The sequence below is a fragment of the Paracoccus albus genome (assembly GCF_027913035.1).
In the GTDB taxonomy this organism is placed as follows: Bacteria; Pseudomonadota; Alphaproteobacteria; order Rhodobacterales; family Rhodobacteraceae; genus Paracoccus; species Paracoccus albus.
Map to the genome: position 1 here is coordinate 2,088,514 of NZ_CP115775.1, position 13,534 is coordinate 2,102,047.

Here is a 13,534-nt window from a genome sequence, read left to right on the forward strand (position 1 = left end):
CCTAAGCGAAGGAAACCGGAATGGCTGAAAAAAAACCTGCTATCCTGTCCGTCAACGGCAAAGAAATAGAGCTTCCCGTGCTCACGCCGACGTCGGGGCCGGAATGTCTCGATATCCGTAAACTCTACGGTCAGGGCGATGTTTTCACCTATGATCCCGGCTTCACCTCGACGGCATCCTGCGATTCGACGATCACCTTCATCGATGGCGACAAGGGTGAGCTTTGGTATCGCGGCTACCCGATCGAACAATTGGCAGAGCAGTCGAATTACCTCGAAGTCTGTTACCTGCTGCTTTACGGCGAGCTGCCGGACAAAGGCCAGCTGGAGGATTTCGTGAACCGTGTGACAAATCACACCATGGTTCACGAGCAGATGAACAACTTCTTCCGTGGCTTCCGCCGTGACGCACACCCGATGGCAACCATGGTCGGTGTCGTCGGCGCGATGTCGGCCTTCTACCACGATTCGACCGACATCAACGATCCTTGGCAGCGTGAGGTCGCGGCCATCCGCCTGATCGCCAAGCTGCCGACGATCGCGGCGATGGCTTATAAATATTCAGTCGGTCAGCCCTTCGTTTACCCGAACAACGAGCTGGATTACGCCTCGAACTTCCTGAACATGTGTTTCTCGGTCCCGGCCGCGAAATACAATGTCGATCCTGCACTGGCCAAGGCAATGGACCGTATCTTCACGCTCCATGCCGATCACGAACAGAACGCCTCGACCTCGACCGTGCGTCTGGCCGGCTCGTCCGGGGCTAACCCGTTTGCCTGTATCGCTGCCGGTATTGCCTGCCTTTGGGGTCCGGCGCATGGCGGTGCAAACCAGGCCGCGTTGGAAATGCTGCAGGAAATCGGCACGGTCGATCAGATCCCGGAATATATCCGGCGCGCAAAGGACAAAGACGATCCGTTCCGTCTGATGGGCTTTGGCCACCGCGTGTATAAGAACTTCGATCCGCGCGCCAAAGTTATGAAGGAATCCGCTGACGAGGTGCTGGACCTGTTGGGTATCGAAAACAACGAAACCCTGAAAGTCGCCAAGGAACTGGAAAAGATCGCGCTTGAGGACGAATACTTCGTTTCCAAGAAGCTCTATCCGAACGTGGACTTCTATTCCGGTATCATTCTGTCGGCCATGGGTTTCCCGACCTCGATGTTTACGCCGATCTTCGCACTGTCGCGCACCGTCGGTTGGATCTCACAATGGAAAGAGATGCTGTCGGACCCGCAGAACAAGATTGGTCGTCCGCGTCAGCTTTATGTCGGCTCGGAAAAGCGGGAATATGTCCCGGTCGGCAAGCGCTGATCAGAACGCCAATGCGTTACGAAAGGCCCGGGGGTTGCCCGGGCCTTTTCTTTTGGGCTGGCCGTCATCGTCAGACTGCCCAAAGAAAAACGCCGCCCCGAAGGACGGCGTTGTGGTTGATTGCCTGCCCGTTCAACGACGCTCAAACAGCGACCAGCCACCTTTCACGGCCATAGCGGCGATCACGGCCTTGACCACGGCGCCGATCAGGAAGGGCACCATGCCGGCCATCGCAGCCGCCTGCCAGTCCAGACCCGTTACCACCTTCAGCGCAGCAACGCCGGGAATGAACAGCAGCAGCGCGGGGATGAAGGCGGCCAGGAAAAGGCGACCGAAGCCACGGTCAAAGCCGCGCTCGACCATCCAGCCGGTCATCCATGCCATGCCGACAAAGCCGAACAGGAATCCCGAGGTCGGCCCCATCATATAGACTGGGCCTGCACCGCCATTGGTAAAGACCGGCAGACCCATTGCGCCCTCTGCCAGATAGGCGATCAGCGTCACGGCTGCCAATCGCGAACCGTAGGTCAGACCGATCAGCGAGATTGCCAGTGTCTGCAGCGTCATCGGAACCGGGAACATTGGAACCGCAATTTGTGCAGAGATCGCCAGCAGGACCGTGCCTGCCAGAACCAGAACTGCATTCATCAATAGCGACCGGCTTGGCAGCGCGGCTTGGGTAAGTGTCATGGGACTGCCCTCTTGGAAATATCGTCGCAGCAGATCATGCCGTTTCGAGAAAAAAAGTCAAACAAATTGCCCTTCTTGCGCTTGTCTGATTGCTATGCGACAGCATCGCGCATGGATCAGGAAAACCGTAAAACAGCGCTCGTCACCGGCGCATCGCGCGGCCTTGGTGCCGCAATGGCCGAGGCGCTTGGGGCAAACGGCTATCATGTCATCGCGGTCGCGCGAACGACCGGCGCCCTGGAAGAACTGGACGATCGCATTCGCGCAGCAGGTAGCCAGTCAGCCACGCTGGCACCGATGGACGTCAATGAGGCCCCGGCGATGATGCAACTTGCGGCGGCAATTGCCGAACGCTGGGGTGGGCTGAACCTTTGGGTGCATACCGCTATCCATGCCGCCCCCCTGTCGCCCGCCGGGCACGTCGATGCCAAGGATTGGGCGAAGTCCTTTGCCACCAACGCCACGGCAACGCAGAACCTGATCGGGCTGATAGAGCCGCTTCTGCAAAGCCGCAAGGGCGTCGCAGTGATCCCCGATGATAAGCGCGCAGGGCAGCGTTTCTTCAGTGCCTATGGGGCCAGCAAGGCGGCGCAAATGGCCGTCGCGAAAAGTTGGCAGGCGGAATCCGAAAGGCTCGGCCCGAAAGTTCTGTTGCCCGAGCCTGCGCCCATGCCGACCGCCACACGCGCCCGCTTCTTCCCCGGCGAAGATCGCAACCCACTCAGCCCCTGCAAGACAGAGGCGGAGAAGATCATCGCACTGATTTCCGGCTGATCAGAGGTCAAAATCCTCTTCAAATGTCACCGGGCCGATGGCGAGCCAATCGACCCTGATTCTGGCGACACGCGTGTTGCCCCATGTCGAAAAGACAATCGAAAACCCTTCCGGGCCGATCTCTTTGGTATGCATTTCGACACGCTGGTTCGCGCCGGCGTGGATATCCCACATCGAAAAGCCGACATGCACAGCGGGCGCGTCCCGAAAGCTGTCGTCGAACCTGATGTGGTGCAGATGCTCTCTCTGGCCCGAACCGGTCCACATTTCGCTGCCTTCTTCGAAATCCGAAAACAAAACTTCGGACCCCTGACAGATACCAACCGCATGATGACCAATACGCTTCATTTGTTCCCCTCTCCGAGGGTATAAATGTAAGCTATAGCCAGAAAAAGAAAACCCCGGAAAATCCGGGGCTCTCAACAACTTAGGCGATTTTTAGCGTGGAACGCTGGACGAGTTCGGATCCAGACCGATATGAGAGCCAAGGGCCTCCATATCCGCCAGAAGCTTGACCGCCGCCGCAACCGCCGTTTCGGCCGCGCCGCTTTTCTCTTCCCGTGCCTCTGCCGCTTCTTTCTTGCGGATGGCAGTGCGCATCATGTCGTCAAAGACTTCCTGCGTCATTTCGCTGCGTTCGCGGCCAATTTCTGCCAGAAGCGAGATCGAGTCATTGTTGATCTCGGCAAAGCCGCCGGAGATCGCGAATTCATGTTCCGACCCCTTATCGTCGACGACAGTGACCAGACCGGGGCGCAGGTTGACGATAGCGGGCGTATGGCCCGGCATCGCTGCCAGGTCCCCATCGGCACCGGGCAAGCGAACCTCGCGCACGGGAACGGACATCAGGTTCCGTTCCGGTGCAACAAGGTCGAACTGCATGGTATCAGCCATGACGCCCCCTTATGCCGCTTCTGCGGCGAGTTTCTGGGCCTTGGCCTTCACGTCCTCGATCCCGCCAACCATATAGAAGGCCGATTCCGGCAGGTGGTCATATTCGCCGTCCACGACCGCCTTGAAGGACGAGATTGTGTCTTCCAGCGGCACCTGAACGCCGTCCGAGCCGGTAAAGACCTTGGCAACGTCGAAGGGCTGCGACAGGAAGCGCTGAATTTTCCGGGCGCGGGCCACGGTCAGCTTATCTTCTTCCGACAGTTCGTCCATGCCCAGAATGGCGATGATGTCCTGCAGCGACTTGTATTTCTGCAGGATCCCCTGAACGTCACGGGCGACCTGATAATGCTCTTCCCCGACGACGCCCGGATCAAGGATCCGGCTTGTCGAGTCGAGCGGGTCCACGGCCGGGTAAATACCCAGTTCCGAAATCGCACGCGACAGAACCGTCGTAGCGTCCAGGTGGGCAAAGGTCGTGGCCGGGGCCGGGTCGGTAAGGTCGTCGGCGGGAACGTAGACGGCCTGGATCGAGGTGATCGAACCGGCTTTCGTCGAGGTGATGCGTTCCTGCATCGCGCCCATATCGGTGGCCAGCGTCGGCTGGTAGCCCACGGCGGAGGGGATGCGGCCCAGAAGTGCGGACACTTCCGAACCCGCCTGCGTGAAGCGGAAGATGTTGTCGACAAAGAACAGAACGTCGGTGCCGGTGGCGTCACGGAACTGTTCGGCCAGCGTCAGACCGGTCAGAGCGACCCGCATCCGCGCACCCGGAGGCTCGTTCATCTGGCCATAGACCAGGGCCACCTGCGATTCCGCCAGATTGTCCGGCTTGATAACGCCCGATTCCACCATCTCATGGTAAAGGTCGTTGCCTTCACGGGTCCGTTCACCAACGCCCGCGAACACCGAGTAACCCGAGTGCACCTTGGCGATGTTGTTGATCAGTTCCATGATCAGAACCGTCTTGCCAACGCCGGCGCCGCCGAACAGGCCGATCTTACCGCCCTTGGCGTAAGGGGCCAGCAGGTCGATGACCTTGATCCCGGTCACGAGGATCTCGGACGAGGTTGCCTGCGACGCGAAATCCGGGGCAGGCTGGTGAATGGCGCGGGTTTCGGTGACGTTGAGCGCTTCGCCCTCATCCACCGGCTCACCCACGACGTTCAGGATGCGGCCAAGGGTCACATCGCCGACCGGAACCTGAATGGGCTCGCCCATATCGGTAACCGCTGCGCCGCGGACCAGACCTTCGGTCGCGTCCATGGCGATGGTGCGGACGGTGTTTTCGCCCAGATGTTGGGCCACTTCCAGCACCAGACGCTTGCCGTTGTTTTCGGTTTCAAGCGCGTTGAGGATCGCCGGCAGATGGTCTTCGAACTGCACGTCGACGACGGCGCCGATGACCTGGGTGATCTTACCTTTTGCTTTGGCCTCTGCCATGTTTCTACCCCTTTACGGTCAGAGCGCCTCGGCGCCCGAAATGATTTCGATGAGTTCCTTGGTGATCGCAGCCTGACGCGAGCGGTTATACTCGGTTTCAAGCCGGCTGATCATGTCGCCCGCATTGCGCGTGGCGTTGTCCATGGCGGTCATGCGCGCGCCCTGTTCGGATGCGGCGTTTTCCAGAAGCGCGGTGAAGATCTGGGTGGCGACGGCACGCGGCAGCAGCTCGGCCAGAATGACTTCCTCACCCGGTTCGTAATCGTATTCGGCCGAGACCGAATCCGCGATTTCCTGATCCTCGGCGGTTTCGATCACCGCAGGGATGATCTGACGCGCGGTCGGGACCTGGCTGATCACCGATTCAAAGCGGTTGTAGAACAGGGTGGCGACGTCGAAATCGCCGGTCTCGAAACGGTCGAGCACATCATCGGCAATGTCGCGTGCATGTTCATAACCAAGGCGCTTCACCTCGGACATGTCGACATGGTTCACGAAAGCCTGACTGTACTCGCGCTTCAGCTGCTCGCGGCCCTTCTTGCCGACGGTCAGGATGGTGACATCCTTGCCCTCGCCGCGAAGCTTCACGGCGTGCTGACGCGCCAGCTTGACGATGGAGGAGTTGAAGCCCCCCGCCAGACCGCGTTCCGAGGTCAGCACGACCAGCAGGTGACGCTTGTCATCGCCGGTTCCGGCCAGCAGCTTCGGCGCAGTGTCCGAACCCGATGCCTTTTCAGCCAGCCCCGCCATGACCGCATTCATGCGGTCGGCATAGGGACGCGCCTGCTGGGCAGCTTCCTCGGCCCGCCGCAGCTTGGCTGCGGCGACCATCTGCATCGCCTTGGTGATCTTCCGCGTCGATTTGACGCTGTTGATCCGGTTTTTAAGATCCTTGAGGCTGGGCATCTATCCCTCCTCTCAGGCGCGGGTTTTGTTGTAAGCGTCCAGAGCAGCCTTGATCGCATCTTCCAGATCGCCCGAGACCTTGCGGTCATTCGTGGTGATATCGTCAAGAAGATCCTGCTTCTGGTTGCGCAGGAACTGGATCAGCCCCTGTTCCCAGGCGACGACCTCGCGGACCGGAACTTCATCGATATAGCCTTTGGTGCCGGCATAGATGACGATCACGATTTCAGCGTTGGTCAGCGGCTGGTATTGCGGCTGCTTCATCAGCTCTGTCAGGCGGGCACCACGGTTCAGCAGCTTCTGCGTCGCGGCATCAAGGTCCGAACCGAACTGCGCAAAGGCCGCCATTTCGCGATACTGCGCCAGTTCCAGCTTGACCGGACCGGCGACGGATTTCATCGCCTTGGTCTGGGCCGAGGAACCCACGCGGCTAACCGACAGACCGGTGTTCACAGCCGGGCGGATACCCTGGAAGAACAGATCGGTTTCCAGGAAGATCTGGCCGTCGGTGATCGAGATCACGTTGGTCGGGATATAGGCCGACACGTCGCCTGCCTGGGTTTCGATGATCGGCAGCGCGGTCAGCGAACCGCCGCCATAGTTTTCGTTCAGCTTTGCCGAACGCTCCAGCAGGCGCGAGTGCAGGTAGAACACGTCGCCCGGATAGGCTTCACGTCCCGGTGGACGACGCAGCAGCAGCGACATCTGACGGTAAGCAACAGCCTGCTTCGACAGGTCGTCATAGACCATCAGCGCGTCCATGCCATTGTCGCGGAAGTATTCGCCCATTGCGGTGGCCGAGTAAGGGGCCAGATACTGCATCGGCGCGGGATCCGAAGCGGTTGCAGCAACCACGATGGAATATTCCATCGCGCCGGTTTCTTCCAGCTTCTGCACCAGCTGCGCCACGGTCGAGCGCTTCTGGCCGACAGCAACATAGATGCAGTAAAGCGACTTCATGCCGTCATCTTCACGGCCATTATAGTTCTTCTGGTTCAGGATCGTGTCCAGAGCCACCGCGGTCTTGCCGGTCTGACGGTCACCGATGATCAGTTCGCGCTGACCGCGGCCGACCGGGATCATGGCGTCGACGGCTTTCAGGCCGGTCGCCATCGGCTCATGCACGGATTTCCGCGGCATGATGCCCGGCGCTTTCACATCGGCAATCGCCTGCGTCACGTCCTGCAGCGGGCCCTTGCCGTCAATCGGGTTGCCGAGCGCGTCGACGACGCGGCCCAGCAGGCCCTTGCCGACCGGCACTTCCACGATGGCGCCGGTCCGCTTGACGGTGTCGCCTTCCTTGATGTCGCGGTCGTCGCCGAAGATCACGACACCGACATTGTCGGTTTCAAGGTTCAGAACCATCCCGCGGATACCGCCGGGGAATTCCACCATCTCACCAGCCTGCACCTTGTCGAGGCCGTAGATACGGGCAATCCCGTCGCCTACAGACAGCACCTGGCCCACCTCGGCCACTTCGGCATCCTGACCGAAGTTCTTGATCTGATCCTTGAGGATCGCCGAAATTTCGGCAGCCTGGATTCCCATTACCCGACCTCTTTCATAGCATTCTGAAGGGAAGCGAGCTTGGATTTGATCGAACTGTCGATCATCTGCGAGCCCAGCTTGACAATCATACCGCCGATGAGGGTCTCATCGACGCGTGTATTCAGTTTGACCTTTTTGCCCGATTTCTCGGCCAGCGTTGCGGTCAGACGCTTTTTCTGTTCATCGTTCAGCGCAACCGCCGAAACGACATCTGCGGTCACTTCGCCGCGTTCATCCGCGATCAGCTTCTCAAGACGAGTCAGTAATTGCGGCAGGGCGAAAAGACGGCGATTCTGTCCCATCAGGGCCAGCGTATTTGCCAGCGGGGCACCTAAGCCCATTTTCTTGGCGATGGCGGCAATGCCGTCCTGCTGTTGCTGGCGGGTATATACCGGCGACGAAATAAGGTCGCGCAGGTCTTTGCTATCATCCAGCGTCGCACCGAGATCGGCGATTTGGCTGGAAAGTTCGTCGATCCCCCCGGATTCCTTGACGATATCGAAAAGGGCCTGAGCGTAACGCCCGGCGATCGAGGCGGAAATCGAAGCGGAATTGGCCACGGTCATCCTTCCGGTTTGCGCGTAACCCCGCCGGCTGGCCGTCCTTGGCGGGCGGTCGGTCGCGGGGCAGCGTGTCCTGAGGGCCGGTCTTCACCTGCCCGTTATCTCGGGGGCGTCTCTAGCAATTGTTTTCTCGACCCGCAACCGCCTTGAAGCCCAATATGACACGCTTTTTACGCCATCGGCGGACCGGTGCGTGTCAGCCCGCGTGCAGAGGCCGCAAACTGCCGCCACAGATACAGGAAAATACTGCGCTGCTGTGGAATCAGAGCCGTCGCTGAAAGCCCTTGCTGCAATGCGGCGACAGAATGCCGCAATGCGTCACTGATTCTAGTCCACAACGTTGTCATGCCTGCTTCTGTGCCCGATTCCATCGACCACCGGACCTCTGCCCGGTCGTGGCCGAGCGATTCCGCCCAACACGTCCAGTGGGCTGGGCACCGTGACGCGGCTGCCCCGGTCCGTCGGCGCGTGAACCTGCTTTGAGAACTCGGCCCAGATCACGCCTGCGACGAGCATAGAGGCAATGCGCCCCCCGGTTTTTTCCCACCAGATCGCGCCGCGCAACCAGAAGCGGCGGTCCGAAGGCGGGATGTAAATGGCGGCCCCTGCCCGTTCCGCGACGAATCCGGCCGCCTCTGCCTGCCGTTCCAGCTGGCCTGCCGTATAGCTGCGTCCGAAGCCAAAGGGCGTGTTGTCAGTGCGCGCCCACAGCCCGGCGCGGTTCGGAACCATGACGATCATTCGCCCGCCAGGTCCAAGAACGCGCCATGCCTCGGTCAGCAATGCTGCAGGGTGGTCCGATGTCTCCAACCCGTGCAGCATGACCAGCCGGTCGACACTGCCCGTTTCCAGCGGCCATGCGGTTTCATCGCAAAGCACAGAGTGATTGGCCAGTCCTGAAGGCCAGGCCATTACCCCCTGCGGGCCGGGCATCAAGCCGGTGACCCGCCTCGCGCGGGCCAGATACGGTCGCAGCAGCGGAACGGCGAAACCATAACCCGCGACGGTCATTCCGCTAGCTTTGTCGACCGGCCAGTTCATCACGAGACGATCGCGCAGGATGCGCTGCGCCACCCTACCCAATGCGCGGGAATAATAGAATCGGCGCAGGTCGATAACGTCGTGATGCATGGGTCCGGGTTGCAGAGACTGTCTTGTGGGTCCAGACTGACCGAAAACGCCATGAGGTTGCAATGTCGGAGACAGAGATCGTTACCATCCGCTGCCTGCAGGACAACTATGCCTATCTTCTGCGGGCCAACCGCAAGACCGCGCTGATCGACGCGCCGGAAGCGACACCCATCCTTGCAGAGCTTTCAGAACGGGGATGGTCGCTGGACCAGATACTTCTGACGCATCACCATAATGACCATATAGATGGCGTGAAGGAGCTTGTGGACAAAACCGGCGCGAAGGTGATCGGTGCGAAAGCTGACCAGCATCGCCTGCCCGATCTGGATGTGGCTGTGTCTCCGGGCGATACGACCGATGCCGCAGGGCTTGAGGCGCAGGTGATCGACGTCTCGGGGCACACGGTCGGGCATGTTGCCTTCTATGTGGCAGAGGCTGGCGCGGCCTTCACCGCAGATAGTCTGATGGCGATCGGGTGCGGTCGGCTGTTCGAAGGCGATGCCGCCATGATGTGGGACAGCCTGCAACGGCTGAACGCGCTGCCGCCTGAAACGCTGATCTGTTCAGGTCACGATTATTGCACCTCTAACGGTGCATTTGCACTGAGCGTGGATGAGAATAACACCGCCTTGCGGAAACGTCTCGATGCTGTCGCCGCCGCCGAGCAGCAATGTGCGCCCGCCACGCTTGCGGAAGAACGCGCAACCAATCCCTTTCTTCGCGCCGCCGCATTGGCAGACAGCGTCGGGGCGGCAAACCCAGCCGAGGCATTCGCGAAGCTCCGCTCCATGAAGGACAGGTTTTGACCAATGATTGCAGCCTTGAAACCAGAAGGAGGCACGCCCAAATAAACATCACTCACGGATGATTTCATTGCGCCACCGCAGAATTGACTTGCAACGCAGCGAAATCCACCAATCCTTAATATGATGATGACAGTCTGTGCAGGTGGGCCCTTCCGGTCCAAACCGCCGGACAGACTGACAGGAGACGCAAGTGCCCTCTTTTTCGACCTCGCTGGAACAGGCCATCCACGCAGCGCTCGCGCTTGCCAATGAACGCCGGCACGAGCTTGCGACCCTTGAACACCTTCTTCTCGCCCTGACCGATGAACCCGACGCCGTGCGTGTCATGCGCGCCTGCAATGTCGATCTGGCGGAGTTGAAGCAAAACCTGAACGATTTCATCGACGACGACCTGTCGACGCTGATCACCGATGTCGACGGCTCGGAAGCTGTGCCGACCGCTGCTTTCCAGCGGGTGATCCAACGCGCGGCCATCCATGTCCAATCCTCTGGCCGGGCAGAAGTGACCGGGGCCAATGTGCTCGTCGCGATTTTCGCCGAACGCGAAAGCCATGCCGCCTATTTCCTGCAGGAACTGGAAATGACACGCTACGATGCGGTGAACTTCATCGCGCATGGCGTCGCCAAGAACCCGGATTTCAACGAAGCCCGGCCAGTGACGGGGTCCGAGCCTGAACAGGAAGAACAGGGCGCGCCGCAGGGCCAGAAGGAAGAAACCGCGCTTCAGAAATATTGCGTCGATCTGAACGCAAAGGCCATCGACGGCGATGTCGATCCCCTGATCGGTCGTGAACTGGAGGTGGAGCGTTGCATTCAGGTTCTCTGCCGCCGGCGCAAGAACAACCCGCTGCTGGTGGGTGATCCCGGCGTGGGCAAAACCGCCATCGCCGAAGGGCTGGCCAAGAAAATCGTCGAGGGACAGACCCCCGATGTGTTGGCAGGTGCGACGATCTTCTCGCTCGACATGGGCGCACTACTGGCTGGCACCCGTTATCGCGGTGACTTCGAAGAACGGCTGAAAGCCGTCGTCAAGGAGCTGGAGAGCCATGACGATGCCATCCTGTTCATCGACGAAATCCATACCGTGATCGGCGCCGGTGCCACCTCTGGCGGGGCGATGGATGCATCGAACCTGCTGAAGCCTGCACTTGCGGGCGGCAAGCTGCGCTGCATGGGATCCACCACCTATAAAGAGTTCCGCCAGCATTTCGAAAAGGACCGTGCGCTGTCGCGCCGCTTCCAGAAGATCGACGTGAACGAGCCTTCGGTGCCGGATTCAATCAAGATCCTGATGGGTCTGAAACCGCATTTCGAAGCCCATCACGAACTGCGCTATACGAATGACGCGATCAAAACGGCCGTGGAACTCGCCAGTCGCTATATTAACGATCGCAAACTGCCGGATTCCGCCATCGACGTGATCGACGAGGCAGGTGCGGCACAGCATCTCGTTACCGAAAGCAAACGGCGCAAGACGATTTCCCCCAAGGAGATCGAGGCGGTGGTGGCAAAAATCGCCCGCATTCCGCCGAAGAATGTCTCCAAGGACGATGCCGAGATCCTGCGCGATCTGGATACGACGCTGAAACGCGTGGTCTTCGGTCAGGATGCGGCCATCGACGCGCTTTCATCTGCCATCAAACTGGCCCGCGCGGGTCTGCGCGAACCGGAAAAGCCCATTGGGAATTACCTGTTCGCGGGCCCGACTGGCGTCGGCAAGACCGAGGTGGCGAAACAGCTCGCAGATACGCTCGGCGTGGAACTCCTGCGTTTCGACATGTCCGAATATATGGAGAAGCACGCCGTCAGCCGCCTGATCGGCGCACCTCCGGGCTATGTCGGCTTCGACCAGGGCGGATTGCTGACCGACGGCGTCGACCAACATCCGCATTGCGTGCTGCTGCTGGACGAGATCGAAAAGGCGCATCCGGATGTTTACAACATTCTGTTGCAGGTCATGGATCACGGTAAGCTGACCGATCACAATGGCCGGACGGTGGATTTCCGCAATGTCGTACTGATCATGACTTCGAATGCGGGTGCCTCCGATCTGGCCAAGGCCGCCATCGGCTTCGGTCGTGACCGTCGCGAGGGTGAGGATACCGAGGCGATCGAGCGGACCTTCACGCCCGAATTCCGCAACCGTCTGGACGCTGTGATCAGCTTCGCGCCGCTGTCACGCGAGGTCATCGTGCAGGTGGTCGAGAAATTCGTGCTTCAGCTTGAGGCCCAATTGATCGACCGCAACGTCCATATCGAACTGACGGACGATGCAGCGAACTGGCTGGCCGAGCGTGGTTATGACGACAAGATGGGCGCGCGCCCTCTTGGCCGCGTCATTCAGGAAACCATCAAGAAACCATTGGCCGAAGAACTCCTGTTCGGTCGCCTGCAGAAAGGTGGCGTGGTCAAGGTGCGGATCGAGGATGACAAGCCGGTCTTCGACATTCAGGGACCAGAAGCCCCGCGCATCGGCGGAAAGTCCAGACCGCCGCTGCTTACTGCAGACTGAAGCGACTGCCAAGCATCGCGAAAATCCTCATAAAAAAGGGCGCGTTACCGCGCCCTTTTCCATGTCCTTGAGATGGACTCCTAATCCGTCCCGTTTCACCGAACAATTGGCTGTTGAGTCCTCAGCAACCGCGTACAATTTGGTGTTCATGCTGTCCTTCGTGCGCACGATCTGGCGCACACCCCCTTTTCACGCACAGGCTTCCAGGGACGACAAACCGGTGATCGTCGTACGCGATCTGGTGCGGAAATTTGGGGACTTCACCGCCGTCGCCAGTACGTCTTTCGACGTCGCGCGGGGTGAGATTTTCGGGCTTCTGGGGCCGAATGGCGCGGGCAAGACAACCAGGTTCCGCATGTTATGCGGGTTGCTGCCTTGCACCAGCGGGCATCTGGAGGTCGCGGGCCGCGATCTGCGCACTGCCCGCGCGCAGGCCCGCGGTCGGATCGGCTATGTCGCTCAGACATTCGCTCTTTATGGTAACCTGTCAATCCGCGAGAATGCAGCATCGACCCGCTGGCGCGTCGGGACTTCTGACGCACGATCACTGCACTTGCCCAGACCGGCGTGACCATCATCATCACAACTCATTTCATGGAGAGGCCGAATTTTGCGACCGCATTGCCAACCAGGATGCGGGCGAAATGCTGATCATTGGCACCCCGAAGGAAGTTCGCGACCGCGCTGGTGACAGCGCCGGGCAAACGATGAACGACGCCTTCATCGCTGTGGTCGAACAACATCGCGCCGCCAGCAAGGCACAGCCGACGGCGGCATGAGCGGATCGGGCTTCACATCGCGACTGATCGCGTTGACGCGCAAGGAAACCCACCAGATGCTGCGCGATGGCAGCAATCTGGTCGTGGGCCTGTTGCCGTCCGCCCCGTGTATCTGGAGGGCGCGACGCTGCGCGATGTTTCATTCGACCTCGTCCCGCTGCTGGCTGTGGCTGCAGCC

14 protein-coding genes are annotated in these 13,534 nt (G+C 60.0%); 6 read left to right on the forward strand and 8 right to left on the reverse strand.

The window, feature by feature from the left end; genetic code table 11:
* Nucleotides 1-20 precede the first annotated feature (20 nt).
* Complete coding sequence (gene gltA, locus PAF20_RS10445) at nt 21-1,313, forward strand: citrate synthase (protein ID WP_271070592.1); 1,293 nt, start codon at nt 21-23, stop codon at nt 1,311-1,313.
* A 132-nt stretch (nt 1,314-1,445) separates the two neighbouring features.
* Here gltA and PAF20_RS10450 read toward each other — a convergent pair whose 3' ends face one another.
* Nucleotides 1,446-2,003 carry a biotin transporter BioY gene (locus PAF20_RS10450; RefSeq protein WP_271070593.1) on the reverse strand — a complete coding sequence of 186 codons (558 nt, stop codon included), beginning with the start codon at nt 2,001-2,003 and terminating at the stop codon, nt 1,446-1,448.
* A 111-nt stretch (nt 2,004-2,114) separates the two neighbouring features.
* On the opposite strand from PAF20_RS10450, the gene PAF20_RS10455 reads away from it, so the two are divergent.
* Nucleotides 2,115-2,777 carry an SDR family NAD(P)-dependent oxidoreductase gene (locus tag PAF20_RS10455; protein WP_271073306.1) on the forward strand — a complete coding sequence of 221 codons (663 nt, stop codon included), beginning with the start codon at nt 2,115-2,117 and terminating at the stop codon, nt 2,775-2,777.
* On the opposite strand, the gene PAF20_RS10460 is transcribed toward PAF20_RS10455, so the two are convergent.
* From PAF20_RS10460 to PAF20_RS10490, 7 genes are all read right to left on the reverse strand, one after another.
* Complete coding sequence (locus PAF20_RS10460) at nt 2,778-3,125, reverse strand: H-type lectin domain-containing protein (protein WP_271070594.1); 348 nt, start codon at nt 3,123-3,125, stop codon at nt 2,778-2,780.
* Nucleotides 3,126-3,215: 90 nt separating this feature from the next.
* Nucleotides 3,216-3,671 (reverse strand): ATP synthase F1 subunit epsilon, encoded by a 456-nt coding sequence (gene atpC / locus PAF20_RS10465; protein WP_271070595.1) that lies wholly within the window; start codon nt 3,669-3,671, stop codon nt 3,216-3,218.
* A gap of 9 nt (nt 3,672-3,680) precedes the next feature.
* Entirely contained in the window at nt 3,681-5,111 is a 1,431-nt protein-coding gene (atpD, locus tag PAF20_RS10470; protein WP_271070596.1) for a F0F1 ATP synthase subunit beta, read from the reverse strand.
* 18 nt (nt 5,112-5,129) lie between these two features.
* Nucleotides 5,130-6,017 (reverse strand): F0F1 ATP synthase subunit gamma, encoded by an 888-nt coding sequence (locus PAF20_RS10475; RefSeq protein WP_271070597.1) that lies wholly within the window; start codon nt 6,015-6,017, stop codon nt 5,130-5,132.
* A gap of 12 nt (nt 6,018-6,029) precedes the next feature.
* Nucleotides 6,030-7,565 carry a F0F1 ATP synthase subunit alpha gene (gene atpA, locus PAF20_RS10480; RefSeq protein ID WP_271070598.1) on the reverse strand — a complete coding sequence of 512 codons (1,536 nt, stop codon included), beginning with the start codon at nt 7,563-7,565 and terminating at the stop codon, nt 6,030-6,032.
* A complete protein-coding gene (locus PAF20_RS10485; protein ID WP_271070599.1) occupies nt 7,565-8,131 on the reverse strand; it encodes a F0F1 ATP synthase subunit delta in 567 nt (188 codons plus the stop codon). Before PAF20_RS10485 ends, atpA begins: the two co-directional genes overlap by 1 nt.
* A 324-nt stretch (nt 8,132-8,455) precedes the next feature.
* A complete protein-coding gene (locus PAF20_RS10490) occupies nt 8,456-9,259 on the reverse strand; it encodes a class I SAM-dependent methyltransferase (protein WP_271070600.1) in 804 nt (267 codons plus the stop codon).
* A 62-nt stretch (nt 9,260-9,321) separates the two neighbouring features.
* Here PAF20_RS10490 and gloB point away from each other — a divergent pair, with 62 nt between their 5' ends.
* From gloB to PAF20_RS10510, 4 genes are all read left to right on the forward strand, one after another.
* On the forward strand, nt 9,322-10,065 hold the full coding sequence (gene gloB, locus PAF20_RS10495) for a hydroxyacylglutathione hydrolase (RefSeq protein ID WP_271070601.1): 744 nt from the start codon (nt 9,322-9,324) through the stop codon (nt 10,063-10,065).
* A gap of 190 nt (nt 10,066-10,255) precedes the next feature.
* Nucleotides 10,256-12,577, forward strand: a complete 2,322-nt coding sequence (clpA, locus tag PAF20_RS10500; RefSeq protein WP_271070602.1) for an ATP-dependent Clp protease ATP-binding subunit ClpA — start codon at nt 10,256-10,258, stop codon at nt 12,575-12,577.
* 148 nt (nt 12,578-12,725) lie between these two features.
* Entirely contained in the window at nt 12,726-13,148 is a 423-nt protein-coding gene (locus PAF20_RS10505; protein WP_271073307.1) for an ATP-binding cassette domain-containing protein, read from the forward strand.
* A gap of 73 nt (nt 13,149-13,221) precedes the next feature.
* Nucleotides 13,222-13,356, forward strand: a complete 135-nt coding sequence (locus PAF20_RS10510) for a hypothetical protein (RefSeq protein ID WP_271070603.1) — start codon at nt 13,222-13,224, stop codon at nt 13,354-13,356.
* The last annotated feature ends 178 nt before the right edge of the window (nt 13,357-13,534 follow it).